Source organism: Cyanobium sp. T1G-Tous (assembly GCF_024345455.1).
Taxonomy (GTDB): domain Bacteria; phylum Cyanobacteriota; class Cyanobacteriia; order PCC-6307; family Cyanobiaceae; genus Cyanobium_A.
Genome location: NZ_JAGQBD010000002.1, coordinates 141,418 through 157,045, shown reverse-complemented (window position 1 = coordinate 157,045; position 15,628 = coordinate 141,418). Strand labels below are relative to the sequence as shown.

Sequence of the window (15,628 nt, the reverse complement as noted above, 5' to 3'; positions counted from 1 at the left end):
TTCAGCGACGCACTTCAAACCAGTCGGTGCCGGCGGCTGCTATCTGACTGCTAGCCACGCTGTTCACAACCGCATCAGCCGGGCCCTTCTCGCACCACAGCCGCAGCTCGGTGAGCTCCTGCGGGCAGCCCTCAGCTTCTATCTCCACCGAACCATCGGAGCAGTTGCGCACCCAGCCGCTCAAGCCAAGATCCTGGGCTCGCAGTTTGCAGGCGGCCCGGTAGCCCACCCCATGCACCTGGCCGCGCACGATCAAACGCCAGCGTTCTTGCTGGATCTGGGGCCGGGGTTCGTGGGGCTGCACGAAGCGGCGCTCGTCGGCAGCGGCGCGGCGCGCGCGGCTGCGGCTGCCAGGCGTGAGGGAATCACCGGGCATCCAGCCCAGTGGAGGTGCAGCCAGCTGGCGTGCACGTTCGGCGCTGTCCATCCTTCGCTCCGGGTTGCGGTCCCCCAGCCGTCAAGCTGCCACAGCCCGTCGCCGGCCGCCACAGAGTTGTCGCAGTTGGATAGGAGCTCCAGTTGCCAGCGGTGAAATTCATGGCCGCAAAAGCTCTCGCCCGGCTGCACCAGCAAGCCGTTGGCGGTGGCGGTAGCCGTGCGATAGCCCAGGCTCAGGGCGCCTTTGCGGGCCTTGAAAGGCAGCACGCCCGCCATCGGCTGCAGCTGCCCCTCGCCATCGGCCAGCTGCTCGCCCAGCAGCAGCAGGCCGCCGCATTCGGCCACCAGCGGCAGCCCAGCCGCCGCTGCCCGGGCCAGGTCGCCCATGCTGCGCCGACTCGCCGCCAGCTGGGCCGTGTGCAGCTCCGGGTAGCCCCCCGGCAGCAGCACCGCCCGGCAGCCCTCGGGTAGGGGCTCATCGGCCAAGGGGCTCCAGGCCAGCGGCTCCAGCCCCACCGCCTCGAGCAGCTCGCCGGCCTCCGGATAGCGGAAATGGAAGGCCGCATCGCTGGCGATCGCCACCGGCAGGGGCTGGGAGCTCGGTTGCGGGTTGGAGCTCTGCCGCAGGCGCTGGGGGCTCTGGCGCAGGCACCAGCTGATCGGATTTTCGGCCCCTGGCTCGGCTGCTGGTGGGGCCAGGAGGGGCAGCAGCTGCTCCAGGTCTAGGTGGCGGGCGGCCAGCTCGGCCCACTGCTCCTGGCGCTGCTCAAGGTCTTGCAGCTCCCCAGGCGGCAGCAGACCCAAGTGACGGGAGGGCAGCTCCAGGCTGGGGTGGTGCGGCAGAACCCCCAGCAGCGGCACCTCGATGCTGGCCAGCGCTTCTGCCAGCAGGGCGTGGTGGCGCTCGCTGCCCACCCGGTTGAGCACCACCCCGGCCAGCTGCACCACTGGTGGGCCATGGTCGCGGAAGCCCCGCACCAGGGCCGCCAGGGAGCCCGCCTGCCGCGACGCTTCCACCACAAACACCACCGGCAGGCCGAGCTGGGCCGCCACCGCTGCCGAGCTGCCCTCACTGCTGGGGCCGCGGCCATCGAACAGGCCCATCACCCCTTCCACCAGCGCCAGGTCGGCCCGGCTGCCGTGCCAGGTGAAGCAGCGCTCCAGCCACTCGGGCCCGCACAGCAGCGGATCGAGGTTGCGGCAGGTGTGGCCGCTCACCCGGCTGAGCAGCTGGGGATCGAGGTAGTCGGGCCCCACCTTGAAGGGCTGCAAACCCAGGCTCTGCGACCGGGCCCAGGCCGCCAGGCACAGCGACAGCAGGGTCTTGCCGCTACCGCTGCTGGGCGCGGCGATCAGACAGGCCATCTAGGGCAGCAGTTTGGCCGCGAGGGGGGCGGCGGCGGCCAGCAGGGGGTTGGTGGAGTCATGGCCGCCGGAGAGCAGGCGGGCCATCTCCATCTCCTCGCTCTCATTGGGCAGGGGCACCACCTCCTCAGCCAGTTCCATGCTGGCCATGCCGCCCGATTCGAGCCGCATGCAGCCGCCCGATTCGGAGCAGAGGATCACGCATAGCGGTGATCCCTGGCTGCTTTGGCAGATCAGCCGCAGCCCCACCATGGCGCCGGGGTGGGTTTTGGGTACGCCCACTGGCACTGGCATCTGGCGGAAGCGCACGGTCTGGCCGTCGGTGCGCTCGAATTCAGCGCCGATGCCATCGCCCACCCCATCGCCATCCACCGCATAGGTCGAGATCAGGTGCCAGCCCAGTCGGTCGGCTAGCCAGGCCGCCAACAGCAAACCCTTCACCGGGTTGGATCCCTCCACGTCGAGGTCGAGCTGCACCACGTGGTTGAGGGCATCACGCCGCGAGGGCGGATCAAACACCATCGCCAGCGATTCGCGCCAGCTGCGCAGCCGCAGCCAGTTGAGGTCGTTGATCGGTTGGCCCGCATCGATCCGATCCACCAGTAGGTCGAGGCAGCGGCGTGGATCCCCCAGCGACGAATCCACCACCAGGCGCCGGGTGCCGGTGGCTAGAGCCGCCATCACCTCAGGGGCCTCGTCGAGGCTGCTGTTCCACCACACCCAGCAGGGCAGGTCTGGGGCGATCAGGGGTTGGACCAGATCGAGGTTCTGGCGCAGGGCACCGGTGCCGCCCCTGAGCACCACCACGTCGCCGCAGGCGGAGCTGCCAGCGCCCTCCTCCGGCAGGGGGCAGTAGGCGGCCACCAGGGTTTCTAAGGGCTGGCCGCCGTCGAGGGTGGGGGCCAGGGTGATCAGCCGCCGGGGCATGTGGGCGCTGATCGCCCCTTCCACAAACTGACCGCGCTGGTCTTCGGCGTGGTGATTGCCTCCCAGCTGGCCGAGCGCCCAGGCCAGCTGGGGATCCATCGGTGCCGTGCTCAGGGGCAAGCCACAGCTCACCGCCGCGGCGCGGGCCGCCTCCAGCACCGTTTCATTGAGCAGGCCGGTGATTGGTCCATCGAGCCGGCCGCAACGCACCAGCTGCTGCTCCAGCCAGGAGCCCTCCCACACCACCAGGGTGAAGGTGGCGGCGCCGGGGGAGCTGCCCAATTCCTGATTCCAGAGGCGCTCCAGGTAGCCGGGCACCTGGTCGGGGGGGAGGGCGAGGGGGGCCTGGAGGGTGAGCTGGGTCGACATGGGGTCAGACTCGCGGTGGGTTCAGGGCAACAGAAATCAGGGGCGACGCCAGGCCAGGCCGTCTTCGGCCAGCAGGTTGTCGGCGGCGGCAGGACCCCAGGTGCGGGCCTCGTAGGGGTATACGGGCAGCTGGGAGGGGGCGTCCTCGATCAGTTCCAGCAGCGGTGTGTAGAGACGCCAGGCGGCCTCCACCTCGTCACTGCGGGTGTAGAGGGTGGGGTCGCCCAGCATGGCGTCAGCTAGCAGGCGCACGTAGCCCTCGTCGCTGGGTTCGCCGAAGCTGTCGTCGTAGGAGAAGGCCATGTCCACCGGCCGGCTGCGCATGCCGGAGCCGGGGGCCTTCACCTCAAATTTAAATTCAGCGCCTTCATCGGGCTGGATGCGCAGGATCAGCTGGTTGGGGGTGGGGGCTCCGCCAGCGGCATCGAACAGGTGCACCGGGGCCTCCCGGAAGGTGAGCACCACCTCGGAGAGCCGCTTGGGTAGGCGCTTGCCGGTGCGCAGGTAGAAGGGCACGCCCTGCCAGCGCCAGTTGTTGATGAACAGCTTCATCGCCACGTAGGTCTCCGTGGTGCTTTCCGGGTTCACCCCCGGCTCATGGCGGTAGCCGGCGATTGGTCGGGTGCTGGATCCCCCCGGCCCGTATTGGCCCCGCACACAGCACTTCCAGGGCTCGTCTTCATTGGCTAGGCGGGCTGCCTGCAGCACCTTGGCCTTCTCGTTGCGCATCGACTCGGGATCGAAGCGTCCCGGTGCCTCCATCGTCGTGAGGGCCAGCATCTGGGTGAGGTGGTTCTGCACCATGTCGCGCAGGGCGCCCGAGCTTTCGTAGTAGCCGGCCCGCTCCTCCACTCCCACGGTTTCGGCCGCCGTGATCTGCACGCTGGAGATGTAGTTGCGGTTCCAGATCGGCTCGAAGATCGTGTTGGCGAAGCGCAGCACCAGGATGTTCTGAACCGTCTCCTTTCCCAGGTAGTGGTCGATCCGGAAGATCTGACTTTCCTGGGCGCTGGTCTGAACCACCCGGTTGAGTTCCTGGGCGCTGCCGTAGTCGCGGCCGAAGGGCTTCTCGATCACCACCCGGCTACGAGCCGGGTCGCTCAGCAGCCCGGCGGCGGCCAGGGAGCGGCAGCCACTGCCGTAAAAATTCGGCGACACCGACAGGTAGAAGGTGCGGTTGCCCCGGGTGGCCCGCAGCCGGTCGATGCCGTCTAGCCGCTGGCCCAGCCGCACCACCGAAGGGGGATCCTCCAGATCCACCGGCTCATAGAAGAGCCCGGCGGCAAATTGCTCCCAGGCCACCCGGTGCTCAGCCACCTCTTGGGCCATGGCCTCGGCCATTTTGCCGCGGAATTCCTCATCGCTCCAGGGGCGGCGGGCGCAGCCCAGCACCGCAAATTCACTGGGGAGGCGGCGCTGGCGAAACAGCTCAAACAGCGCCGGTACCAGCTTGCGGTGGGTGAGGTCGCCACTGGCCCCAAAAATCACCAGGCATTGGGGCGGGATAACCCGCTCTTGGCGGAGTCCTACCCGCAGTGGATTGGTGAGCACAGCGCCCATGAATGCCTGTCTGGTGCCCATGGTTTAACGGGCCTGGAGCCGTCGCCCACCGCTTGGCCCACTTTGTGATGGTTTCTGTGTGGGATTCGCCAAAAAAAAGCCCGCCTTGGGGGCGGGCAGAAGAAGCAAATTTGGCTCGAATTCAATAGGTTTCGACGTGCCAGCGGTCGGCTTTTTTGAGCTGGGGACGCAACTCGGCCCAGTTCAAACCCTTGGCGGTGGCGGCGGCGGTCATCGCCTCGTCGATGCCGGGCTCCATGCCCCGCAGACCGCACATGTAGACGTGGGTCTTGGGATTTTCGATCCAGGAGAAGATCTCTTCGGCGTTCTCGCTGACGCGGTCTTGGATGTACATGCGGCCGCCGTTGGCGTTTTGCTGCTCGCGGCTGATCGCCTTGGTGTAGCGGAAGTTTTCGGGAAACTCGCTGGCGTAGCGGTTGAAGTCGTCGTCGTAAAGGAGGTTGGGGGTGGTGGGCACGCCCATCAACAGCCAGGCCTTACCGCGGAAATGCCAGCCGTTTTTCTCCCGCTCGGAGGGCTCAAACATGCGGCGCAGGTAGGTGCGCATCGGCGCGATGCCGGTGCCGGTGGCCAGCATGATCACGTTGGCTTCCTCGTCTTCAGGAAGCAGCATCTCCTTGCCCACTGGGCCTGTGATCTTCACCTTGGCGCCGGGTTCGATGTCGCAGAGGAAGGTGGAGCAGACGCCGTTGATCGTCTCGCCGTCCTTCTCGTATTGCAGCTGGCGCACGCACAGAGACACCGTGTTGCCCTCCAGGTTGTCGCCGTGGCGGGTGCTGGCGATTGAGTAGAGGCGCAGCTTGTTGGGCTTGCCGTTGGCATCGGTGCCGTCGGGGATGATGCCGATGCTCTGGCCTTCGACGTAGTGCAGCTGGGGGTCACCACCGGAGAGGTCGAAGGTGATGTGATTCACCCGGCCGATCGCCCCTTCCGCCAGCAGGCTGTAGTTGTCGGTCACCGTGCCGACGAACGGATCCTTCGGCTTGTAAAGGTTGACGGGAACGTCGGCGTGGGACACGGCAGCGGGTTTCGAAGGAGCGGCGTTTGCTTTGGGGGCGGGTGCTGGGCTGGCGCCAGCGTCTGTGAGAACGGCGCTGATGCGACCGCCTTTCTGAGCGATTGATTGCATCAGGCCCTGGAGTTGGCCGAATGGAACGGTGAAGCGGCGCTCAGCCTGACGCTGGCGTCCCACCCCGAAGGCTTCCACCACGACGGTGAACATCCGGTTGTCGGACTGGGTGGCGCGACCGGTGGAAACACGCATACAGACTCAGTCCCCTCAAAAGCGCGCTGATCATAGGGAACACGACCGCAGCGAATTCCCGGCAGACACCGCTAGGTTTGTGCCCCAGCACACTTACGCCGTGCGTCCTTGGCGCAGCTTCTTGCCCAATCAGGTCTGCCCGGCCAGCTGGCTGAGCCAGTTTTGCTGTCGAAGGGGCCTGCGGATGTGATCAATTCCGCCCAAACCTCCGTTTGCAGCCTCGACACCATCCAGCAGGAGATGGAGCGGCTTCCCCAGGGCACTAGGCGCCTGGCAGTGCAGTTGCGCCTACCGCTTGATCCCCGCTGGATCTGGTCCGTGCTTACCGATTACGCCAATCTCAACAGCTTTATTCCCAACCTGGCTTCCTCCCGCCAGCTGTGGCGCCGCGGCAATCGGGTGGGTTTGGAGCAGGTGGGCACCCAGCAGTTCTGCGGGCTGCGTTTCAGCGCCAAGGTGGAGCTGGAGCTTGAGGAGGATCTCGAGGCAGGCGAGCTGCGCTTTTGCATGTGCCGCGGAGATTTCCGCCGCTTTGAAGGCTGTTGGCAGATCGGCCGCACTGGTGAAACCACCCATCTGCTCTACGAGCTCACGGTGCAGGGCCGGCCCGGCATGCCGATTGGCTTAATTGAGCAGCGTCTGCGCGAAGACCTGGCCAACAACCTGCGGGGAGTGCAGCGAGAGGCCGAACGCCGCGCTGCCCAATCCTGAATTAACAGGAGTTGAATTCCCGATTCAGCAGGAGTTGAAGTCCTGTTTAGTAGGAGTTGAAATAACAAACCCTTCTTTTTTGCCCATTGGGCATTAAAGGAGTTGGATTTATGTATACCCCCAAGGGGATTCGAACCCCTGTCGCCTCCGTGAAAGGGAGGTGTCCTAGGCCTCTAGACGATGGGGGCGAGGCCACAACGCTGTAAGGCGTTGATGTATTGGAAGCTACGGGGCAGGGGGACCCTTCGTCAAGGCGAGCAGCGCTTCAGGGCCTGTTATCAGTGGGGGCGACGCGACGATCAGGGCCCCTTGGCGTCAGTGCGGGTTGGACCTGGCCGCTCCAGACCGGCACGCTGACGTGGAAGCAAGCACCCTCGCCGGGCTCCGACACCACCCAGATGCGCCCCCCGTGCACCTCGGCGATGCGGCGGCACACCGATAGGCCCACGCCGTAGCCAGAGGTGGTGCCGGAGGTTTGGGGCAGGCGCACCCGATCCAGAAAAATCCGTTGCTGCTCCGCTTTGGGGATACCCGGCCCGGTGTCGCAAACGCTCACCTGCACCCACTGGTCGGTGCGGTGCAGCAGGGTCAGGTGCACCTGGCCCCGGTCCGGGGTGAACTTCAGGGCGTTTTCCAGCAGGTTCAGCAATACCTGGCGCATGCGGCGCTGGTCGGCGAACACATCTGGCAGGTCGGCCGGGATGTCGGTGATCAGCTCCAGGTCGCGGCCGATCCAGAGTTTTTCCAGCTCCAGGATCGCCTCGGCGGCCACCTTGCCCAGCGCCAGGCGCTGCGGGTTGAACAGGGCCTCCCAGCGTGTTGTGCCCACCTCCAGCAGGTCCTTGGAGAGTTCCTGGATGTCGTCGAGGCGGCGGGTGAGTACGTCCCGGAAGCGGCTCTCGTCGATCTGGCCGAGGGTGTGGCTCTGGAGGGCGAGCTTGGCAGCCGTCAGCGGCGTGCGCAGCTCGTGGGCCACCATGCGCAGCAGGCGTTCCTGCACCCCAAGGCGCTCGATCAGGGTTTCGTTTTCCTGGCGCAGCACCAGCAGCTGGTCTTCGAGCTGCAGCTCGCGCTTGGTGCGGCTGCCATCAATTTCAGCGGGCCGCAGGCTCATGCCCAGGCTCGTAACCACCTCCATCTGCTGCCAGCGCGGCAGCCAGCTGCGCAGCTTCTGGGTGATCGCATTGCCGGCGATCACCTGCTTGGGCAGGGGGTCGAGCTTCACCAGGGCTGGGGTGGCCACCAGCCGGTGCAGCTCCAGCAGCTGGGGTTGGTGGGCCGGATCGGCGATCTCCAGGCTCACCTTGAAGGCGCACTCCTCGCTTTTGAGGAACTGGATCAGGTTGCGCAGGTCCTGGCTGGCCAGGTGGTAGCTGGTGGCGACCAGCAGCAGCTTCAGTTCGGGGCGTTCGGTCGCTCCGTCGTTGGCGACCTGGGCGGCCGTGGTGGGGTGTTCGGCGCTCACGAAGCTAACCCTATGGGGATTTGGCCACACCAGCTCAATTTCGCTATGACTAAAGCAATCAATGCCGTGCGCCCTAGGGCCGGGATGTCATGAGCATGTCTCCAAACTCCAGTCCAGTGGCGCCGCGCCCCAGGATTCAGCTCGACAGCAATTTGCGGCGCTGGTTTGCCCGCACTCTTGGCCTGTGGCGCTCGCGCAGGCTCTACTTCTTTGAGGATGGCGAGTCGCTGCGGGTCGACATGATGCTGCGGGTGGAAATATTCAGCGAGCCGGTGGAGGGTGATGCTGCCTATCGCTTCACCTGGTGGCCCGAGCAGGAATTCGAATTCTTCGACAAAAAGCCCCGCTACGTGCCCACTGGCACCATGGAGGCCAATTTATGCGGCCACCAGCTCAGCCGCAGCTGTGGCTACCTGAGCGGCACTCCCACCAAAAGCCAGATCCGCCAGGTGGATGAGCATGAGCTGATTTTTGAATCCAGCTACCAGGAGTGGCACATTCTTGAGCACATTCGCCTGGTCGACCAGGACCGCTACCGCTCCCGTTCGATCTACTCCTGGAAGAACGGCGCCCTGGATGTGGCCGAAACCCACCACGAGATCCGGGTTGAAGAAGCGGGGGCGCCCATCCCGCCTGACGCCCCGTCCTGATGCAGCAGCATGCAGTCATTAAATTTTCTTTTCCGGTGTTCCTGATGCCCCGTAGTTTTCTGGCTCCCCTGCTGGTGCTTCCCCTGCTGCTGGTGCCCGCAGCGGCCCTGGCCGCTCCAGCCACTGAGGCGGAAATGAACCTGTACACCCGGATTGCAGCCGTAAACGTATGCATTGCCAGGGGGGCAGGGGTTCCCTTCGATAAAGCGGTGGGCATTGCTGGCGAAACCGTCGCCCAGCTGATTCAGGGCCAGCACGATGGTGTAATCAGCCAGGTGGGAGCTAAGCCGCTCAGCATCGACGACCTGCGCAAGGGATCGATCAACTCGGCTGTCCTCGGTGCCGCTGAGATCTGCCCCAAGGAGGTGCCTGCAGATGTGATGGCCAAGGTGCAAGACGCCATCAAGCAGTCGCCAGATGCCAAGCCAGCAGTGAAGCCCGCCACCCCTAAGGCCGCTACTCCTAAGGCCGTTACTCCCAAGCCCGCTACCCCCAAGTAATTCCCATGCCGCTCGTGCGCCTCGCCGATTACCGTCCGGCGCCGTATCTGCTTGAGCGCACCGATCTAACGGTGCAGCTCCACTCCGGCCACACCGAGGTGCTGGCCCGGCTGGCCTTCTTGCCCAATCCGCTGGCCCAGCCGGGACCGTTGGTGCTCCAGGGCGTCGACTTGGAGCTGCTGGAATTGCGTCTCGATGGCGAGCTCCTGCCGGCTGAGGCCTTTGAGCTCAGCGACGACCAGCTGGTGATCACCCAGCCTCCCGCTGGGGGGTTTCAGCTGCAGAGCCGGGTGCGCATCCACCCGGAAACCAACAGCACCCTTGAAGGCCTCTACGCCAGTGGCGGGCTGTTCACGACCCAGTGCGAAGCCGAGGGATTTCGGCGTATCACCTTTCACCCCGACCGCCCCGATCTGCTCAGTCGCTTTCAGGTGCGGATCGAGGCCGATCGGGCTAGCTGTCCGGTGCTGCTCTCCAACGGCAACTGCATCGAAACCGGCGACCTCGACGACGGCCGCCACTTCGCTGTTTGGGACGACCCTTTCCCCAAACCCTCCTATTTGTTTGCCCTGGTGGCGGGCCAGCTTGAAGAGGTGAAAGACAGCTTCACCACCGCCAGGGGCCGTGCCGTGGCCCTGCACATCCACGTGGAACCAGGCGATGCGCCTTACACCGCCCACGCCATGGCGTCGCTGAAACGCTCGATGGCCTGGGATGAGCAGCGCTACGGCCTCGAATACGACCTCGATGAGTTCAACATCGTGGCGGTGCGCCACTTCAATATGGGCGCGATGGAGAATAAAAGCCTCAATATCTTTAATTCCAAGCTGGTGCTAGCCGACGCCGAAACCGCTACCGATGGCGAGCTTGAGCGGATCGAGAGCGTGATTGCCCACGAGTATTTCCATAACTGGACAGGCAATCGCATCACCTGTCGCGACTGGTTTCAGCTGTCGCTCAAAGAAGGGCTAACCGTGTTTCGCGACCAGAGCTTCACGGAAGATATGCACGGTGCAGCATTGAATCGCATCGAAAATGTTTCGATGTTGCGTAATAGCCAGTTTCGTGAAGATGCCGGCCCCACTGCCCATCCCGTGCAGCCTGATGCTTATCAGGCGATCGACAACTTCTACACCACCACGATCTATGAAAAGGGATCGGAACTTATTCGTATGTTGCATACCCTGCTGGGTGAGGAGGCGTTCATGCGGGGGATGGCGCTCTACGTGAGCCGCCACGACGGCACCGCCGCTACCTGCGAAGACTTCGTGCAGGCGATGCAGGATGCCGCGCCCGTGCCGCCGCCCTTTGATTTCGCCCAATTTCGCCGTTGGTATCACCAGGCCGGCACGCCGCGGCTGCACATCCAGCGCCACTGGGATGGCGAAGCGGGTGTGCTGGAGCTGCAGGTGCAACAACACACCCCAGCCACACCCGGCCAGAGCGAAAAGCAGCCGCTGGTGATTCCCCTCGCCCTGGGGCTGCTGGGTCAGGGCGGCGAATCCCTGCCCGTGCGGCTTGAGGGGGAACCAGCCCCAGCCCGACTAGCCGGCGATGGCACCCGCCTGCTGGTGATCGACCAGCCCCAGCAAGCCTTGCGTTTGGTGGGGTTGCCCCAGCAGCACCATCCACCGGCCCTTTCCTTGCTGCGCCATTTTTCAGCGCCGGTGATCCTGGAAATGGGCCGGCCCACCGCCGAGCTTGTGCACCTGCTGGCTGCCGATAGCGATCCTTTTGCCCGCTGGGATGCGGGCCAGGTGCTGCTGCGCCAAGCCGTGCTGGCCCGCGCCGCAGGCAGCGCCGATGGCCTGCTGGAAGAGGAGCTGATCGATGCCTTCGGCCGGATCCTGGCCGATCCCTCCCTATCTGAGGCCAGCCGCAGCGTGTTGCTGGCCTTGCCAGGTTTGCCCGAGCTCGAAGATGCCGCCGTTGCCATTGGCGCTGAGCCCGATCCACCGGCCCTATTTGCGGCGCTGCTTGCCCTGCAGCAGCGTTTTGGTGCGGCCTTGGCCGTGCCCCTGACCGCTGCTCTGGAGCGCTGCACGCCCCAGTGGAGCCTGGCCTGGCCCGCTGGTAATGGCGATCGCCTCCTTACGGGCACCGTGTGGAGCTGGCGGGTGGCCGCCGGTGATGCGCAGGTTGCGGAGGCTGCAGCGGCGGCGGTGCAAGGCCCCTCGATGACCCTGGCTCGCGCTGGCCTCAGGGCCCTGCAGTGCCATCCGATCGCTGAGCGCCAGCAGGCGGTGGAGGCTTTTTACCAACGCTGGCAGCACAAGCCGGTGATCCTTGATGCCTGGTTTGCCCTTGAAGCTTCTGCGCCCTTTGCCGATGGCCTGGAGCGGGTGGCTCGCCTGCTGGAACACCCCCGCTTTGATCCCGCCGCGCCCAATTCGGTGCGGGCCGTGCTCGGGGGGCTCGCTGGTAATACGGCGGTGTTCCATGCGGCCGATGGCTCCGGCTATCGCTTCATGGCAGCTCGCATCGCCGATCTCGACCAGCGCAACCCGATCACGGCCTCTCGACTGGCCAAGGTGTTTAGCCGCTGGCAGAGCTACGGACCAGCCCGTTCAGCCGCGATGCGCGCAGCCCTCGAGCAGCTCGCTGCAGCACCGCTTTCGCCCAATACCGGCGAGGTGGTGAGCCAGTGCCTCGGCGCTGATTAATCAGCGCCGGTAGCTCTGGTGTAGCTGGCGGAAGGCAGCTTGGCGGTAGGCAGCCCCCTCAGGCCCGGCGTGCAAACCCCAAAGGCCCTCCCAGTAGAAATAGATCACGCCATGGCCCCGCTGCAGCGACAGCTGGGCTTTCTGGCCCAGGGTCGCCATGGTGGGGGTGCGGCCACCAAAGCCCGCCAGGATGCCGATCTCCACAGGCATGCCCCAGCTGCGCGCCTTCACCAGAGCCGGTTGGTTGAGGTCCTTTTCGAAGCCCTTCACCGAGTGGGCGTAGTTCTGCACTACAAGGTCGTCGATCAGCTCGCCCAAGGACCAAAGCTCCCAGTCCTGCAGCCAGTGGTTGTAAGCAAAGCGGAAGGGGCCTGGCGAGAGGCTGATCACCGTGCCAGAGGGCTTGAGCTGGCCCCGCAGCTCCCGCAGCAGGGCGGTGAGCTGCTGACGCCGCCAGCGCATCCAGGCCCGATCCGTGTGGTCGTCTGGCGGCTCCCGGCCCGTGGCCGCCCGGAATAATTCGCGACTGGTGGGGTCGTAGCCGAGCTCCACGGGCCAGGCGAAGTGGTCGTCGAGCTGGATGCCATCGACGCTGCAGCGCTGCACTATCTCGCCGATCAGGCCAAGAAAGCGCTGCCGCACCCCCGGGTGGGCCGGGTTGAGCCACACCATTGGCTTGCCGTGCATGACCATCTCACTGCTGCCATCACGGCGCTGCAGCACCCAGTCGGGGTTTTGGCGCACCACGGCTGCGTCGGCCGGCTCCATCAGGCCGTACTCAAACCAGGGGATCACCTGCAGGCCGCGGCGATGGGCGGCCTTGGTGAAGCGGCAGATCGGATCGAGGTTGGGATTGGCTTTCGCTAGGGCCGGCTCCATCGGCGCATGGAGGGAGCGGTGGAAGGTGGTTCCCCTGCTCCACACGTTGGGATAGAGGGTGTTGAAGCCCGCTTCTGCCAGCTCCTGCACCGCCCGATCGATGCGGGCGGGGTCGTAATAGAGCGGGCTGGGGCTATTGGTGAGCCACACGCCGATGCGCCGGGGTGGAGCTGGTTGCGCTTGGGCCAGCAGCGGAGCGGTGGCAGCCCAAGGCAGGGTGAGCAAAATGCTCGCCGCAGCAGGCAAAAAGGCTTTTAAGCGGGCAAAACGACGCAACTTCAGCGGATATGCCCTCAGCGGAACTGGTTTCAGCGGAACATCGAGCTCACTGAGCTCTCCTCGTGGATGCGCCAGATCGCTTCGCCGAGCATCTTGGCCACCGAGAGCACCTGAAGCTGGGGGAAGCGGTCGTCATCGCGGCGGGGAATGCTGTTGGTGACAAGCACCTCCTCGAACAACCCAGGCTCCGACATCCGCTCGATTGCCGGCGGGGAAAACACCGCGTGGCTGGCGCAGGCCAGCACCCGGGTTGCCCCCCGCTGCCGCAGCAGCCGGGCACCGGCACAGATCGTGCCGCCGGTGTCGATCATGTCGTCGATCAGGATTGCGGTCTTGCCCACCACATCGCCAATCACGGTGAGGCTTTCGGCCACGTTGTGACCGGAGCGACGCTTGTCGATGATCGCTAGGGGTGCGTCATTCATCTGCTTGGCGAAGGCCCGGGCCCGCGCCACACCTCCCACGTCCGGGGACACCACCACCACTTCACCAAGGTCGCGGGTGCGCAGATAGTCGACCAGCACCGGCGAGCCATAGATGTGGTCGCAGGGGATGTCGAAATAGCCCTGGATCTGGGCGGAGTGCAGGTCCATTGCCAGCACCCGATCCACCCCTGATTTAGCCAGCAGGTTGGCAACGAGTTTGGCGGTGATCGATTCCCGTCCGGCGGTCTTGCGGTCGGCGCGGGCGTATCCGTAGTAAGGGATCACCGCGGTGATCTGCCGGGCCGAGGCCCGCTTGCAGGCATCCACCATGATCAGCAGCTCCATCAGGTGATCGTTCACCGGGGCGCAGGTGGGCTGGATCAGGAAGACATCGCAGCCGCGGATCGACTCCTGAATCTGGATGTAAAGCTCGCCGTCTGCGAAGCGTTTGATCACCCGCGGCCCATCTGGCACGCCCAGATAGGTGCCAATTTCCTGAGCCAGGGCTTGGTTGGAGGTGCCACTGAACAGCCGCAGACGCCGGGTGTCGTGATTCGGCTGGCTCGCGCTGCCCTGGGGTGCCACGCGATCAGCGGTCAGAAAACTGGTCACGGCGGGCGCTAACGCGTCGGCTGAAACCTGATGGTAGAAGCGAGCCCGCCCACCTAGTACAAAAATCCATGACTCTTTCCCTGCCTGGTCGGCAACGCCCGTTGGTGCTGGTGGGAGCTGGTGCAGCGGCTGCGGTGGCGGCGCTGCAAGCAGAAGCGGGGCCATCGCTGGCCTTGGCCCTGGGCCTGCCCTGGGGCAAACCGCTCGCAATTGAGCAGCCGCCCCAATCGCTGGCCTCCTTGGCTGAGCAGGGACCAGGCCTGGTGCCCTTGCCGCTTGATCCCGGCCTGGTGTTGCAGGGATTCGGCCACTGGGCCGAGGCCCTAGGGGCCTGGCGCCAGCCGGTGCTGCTGCTGCTGGCGGCCGAGCAGCTGCAGACGGGCCTGCCGGCGGCGATGGCTGCCCTGCTGACCCAGTGGCAAGTGCCCTTGGCCGGGTTGGTGCAGGCCGGTGGCCCCTGGCAGCCAGACCTGCGCCGCGGCGATGGCCTGCCCTGGTTGGGAACCCTGGAGGAGCCTTTTGACCTGGCCCCTGCTTTGGCCCTGCGCTTGGAGCTATTGCTCAGCCGTTGAGCTAGCCGCTACCGGCCAGAGGGGCTCAGGGGCGCTGCTGCTGATCTCGCGCAGGCTCAGTTTTCCCCCTCGGCTGCTGTTGGGTTCGGGTGCCGGGGCAAGGGGCAGGCTGGTGAATTGCACGCTCTCGGCCTGATCTAGGCCAGCCGCCAGCAGGCTCAGGGTTTCTGGCTGGCTCAAGTTGGTGACAACCCCCTGGTTGTTGAGTGATTTGAGCAAATTGGCAAGTTGGCCCAGCTGCTCCGGCAGGGCCAGCTCCCGCAGCAGGCTGCGAACCACCAGCTGCTGGTTGTCCTGGCGACTCTCCTCAGGCCGGTCTGGATCGCGGTAGCGCACCAGTTGCTCCACCTGGTTGCCCTTGAGCCGTTGCAGTCCGCCCTGAAGGTTGATGCTGAAGCGCTGGCTCTTGTCGTTGTAGCGAAGAGCCAGGGTGGGATTGGCGGCGATGCTGCCCAGGCCATCCACCAGGCTGCGCAGGTTGGAGCGGCCCAGCACCAAAAAGCGCGCTGGCTGGCCCGAGTCGAGGCCCACCAGGTTGCTCACCGCATCAGCGGTGAGGGCTACGCCGCCGATGCGATACAGGCTGCCGAGACTCTGGGGGCGTTTCTGGCCCGGCAGTTGCACGGCCAGGTTGGGCGGCAGGCTGAGCACCTGCAGGGGCCCCTGGGGATTAACCCGCACCAGCAGCAGGGCATCGGCGTTGGCTGCCCCCCGGGGAGCGGCCTTGTTGAGCGGATCGCCGGGACGCTCGCTGTCCAGGCCGATCACCAGCAGGGTGATGCTGCGGCTGGGGGGCTTGGCTAAGTCGGCAGGCGTCAGCTGCTGCAGCGGTTCTGTGGCACGGTCGCCTATGGGCCAGAGCACACCGATCAGACCAGCGCCCATGGCCATGCCCACGGCTAACGCACCCAGCCGCAACAGGGTGGGTCCCCGGCGGGGCTGGCTTGGGGCGGAACGTCGGGCCATGGGGGCTTGTCGGCAAACCACT

The 15,628-nt window shown here is 65.6% G+C and carries 14 protein-coding genes and 1 tRNA gene; 5 read left to right on the top strand and 10 right to left on the bottom strand.

The features are described 5' to 3' along the window. Position 1: 1 nt before the first annotated feature. The 5 genes from KBY75_RS02290 to KBY75_RS02270 form a co-directional block, all read right to left on the bottom strand. A complete protein-coding gene (locus KBY75_RS02290) occupies positions 2 to 304 on the bottom strand; it encodes an acylphosphatase (RefSeq protein ID WP_255022805.1) in 303 nt (100 codons plus the stop codon). Continuing rightward, the gene (locus tag KBY75_RS02285; protein ID WP_255022804.1) at positions 253 to 1,743 is read right to left on the bottom strand and encodes a cobyrinate a,c-diamide synthase; all 1,491 of its coding nucleotides are present in this window, start codon (positions 1,741 to 1,743) and stop codon (positions 253 to 255) included. The genes KBY75_RS02290 and KBY75_RS02285 overlap by 52 nt, the downstream gene beginning before the upstream one ends. Then, positions 1,744 to 3,039 carry a glucose-6-phosphate dehydrogenase assembly protein OpcA gene (locus KBY75_RS02280; protein ID WP_254936024.1) on the bottom strand — a complete coding sequence of 432 codons (1,296 nt, stop codon included), beginning with the start codon at positions 3,037 to 3,039 and terminating at the stop codon, positions 1,744 to 1,746. 36 nt (positions 3,040 to 3,075) lie between these two features. Then, positions 3,076 to 4,599, bottom strand: a complete 1,524-nt coding sequence (gene zwf / locus KBY75_RS02275) for a glucose-6-phosphate dehydrogenase (protein WP_254936025.1) — start codon at positions 4,597 to 4,599, stop codon at positions 3,076 to 3,078. Between the two features lie 142 nt (positions 4,600 to 4,741). Further along, positions 4,742 to 5,884, bottom strand: coding sequence for an FAD-binding oxidoreductase (locus tag KBY75_RS02270; protein ID WP_254936026.1), 1,143 nt, complete (start codon positions 5,882 to 5,884; stop codon positions 4,742 to 4,744). A 240-nt stretch (positions 5,885 to 6,124) separates the two neighbouring features. Here KBY75_RS02270 and KBY75_RS02265 point away from each other — a divergent pair, with 240 nt between their 5' ends. Continuing rightward, positions 6,125 to 6,595, top strand: coding sequence for an SRPBCC family protein (locus KBY75_RS02265; RefSeq protein WP_254936223.1), 471 nt, complete (start codon positions 6,125 to 6,127; stop codon positions 6,593 to 6,595). Positions 6,596 to 6,710: 115 nt separating this feature from the next. Here KBY75_RS02265 and KBY75_RS02260 read toward each other — a convergent pair. Further along, positions 6,711 to 6,783, bottom strand: a tRNA-Glu gene (locus KBY75_RS02260). Positions 6,784 to 6,860: 77 nt separating this feature from the next. Further along, positions 6,861 to 8,060, bottom strand: coding sequence for a histidine kinase (locus KBY75_RS02255; protein ID WP_254936027.1), 1,200 nt, complete (start codon positions 8,058 to 8,060; stop codon positions 6,861 to 6,863). A gap of 89 nt (positions 8,061 to 8,149) precedes the next feature. Between KBY75_RS02255 and KBY75_RS02250 the strand changes: the two genes are divergently transcribed. From KBY75_RS02250 to pepN, 3 genes are read left to right on the top strand one after another with little or no spacing between them, the layout of a single operon-like run. Beyond that, positions 8,150 to 8,710 carry a hypothetical protein gene (locus tag KBY75_RS02250; protein ID WP_255022803.1) on the top strand — a complete coding sequence of 187 codons (561 nt, stop codon included), beginning with the start codon at positions 8,150 to 8,152 and terminating at the stop codon, positions 8,708 to 8,710. Between the two features lie 44 nt (positions 8,711 to 8,754). Further along, complete coding sequence (locus KBY75_RS02245) at positions 8,755 to 9,210, top strand: cAMP phosphodiesterase (protein WP_255022802.1); 456 nt, start codon at positions 8,755 to 8,757, stop codon at positions 9,208 to 9,210. A gap of 5 nt (positions 9,211 to 9,215) precedes the next feature. Next, positions 9,216 to 11,873, top strand: coding sequence for an aminopeptidase N (gene pepN, locus KBY75_RS02240; protein WP_255022801.1), 2,658 nt, complete (start codon positions 9,216 to 9,218; stop codon positions 11,871 to 11,873). On the opposite strand, the gene KBY75_RS02235 is transcribed toward pepN, so the two are convergent. Further along, the gene (locus KBY75_RS02235) at positions 11,874 to 13,028 is read right to left on the bottom strand and encodes a glycoside hydrolase family 10 protein (RefSeq protein ID WP_396097824.1); all 1,155 of its coding nucleotides are present in this window, start codon (positions 13,026 to 13,028) and stop codon (positions 11,874 to 11,876) included. It lies immediately after the preceding gene. Between the two features lie 32 nt (positions 13,029 to 13,060). After that, on the bottom strand, positions 13,061 to 14,068 hold the full coding sequence (locus KBY75_RS02230; protein ID WP_254936031.1) for a ribose-phosphate pyrophosphokinase: 1,008 nt from the start codon (positions 14,066 to 14,068) through the stop codon (positions 13,061 to 13,063). Positions 14,069 to 14,136: 68 nt separating this feature from the next. Between KBY75_RS02230 and KBY75_RS02225 the strand changes: the two genes are divergently transcribed. Then, the gene (locus tag KBY75_RS02225; RefSeq protein ID WP_254936032.1) at positions 14,137 to 14,640 is read left to right on the top strand and encodes a hypothetical protein; all 504 of its coding nucleotides are present in this window, start codon (positions 14,137 to 14,139) and stop codon (positions 14,638 to 14,640) included. Here the strand turns inward: KBY75_RS02225 and KBY75_RS02220 are convergent. Beyond that, positions 14,623 to 15,606 (bottom strand): LCP family protein, encoded by a 984-nt coding sequence (locus KBY75_RS02220; RefSeq protein WP_255022800.1) that lies wholly within the window; start codon positions 15,604 to 15,606, stop codon positions 14,623 to 14,625. The two genes, KBY75_RS02225 and KBY75_RS02220, sit on opposite strands and share 18 nt — an antisense overlap. Between the last annotated feature and the right edge of the window lie 22 nt (positions 15,607 to 15,628).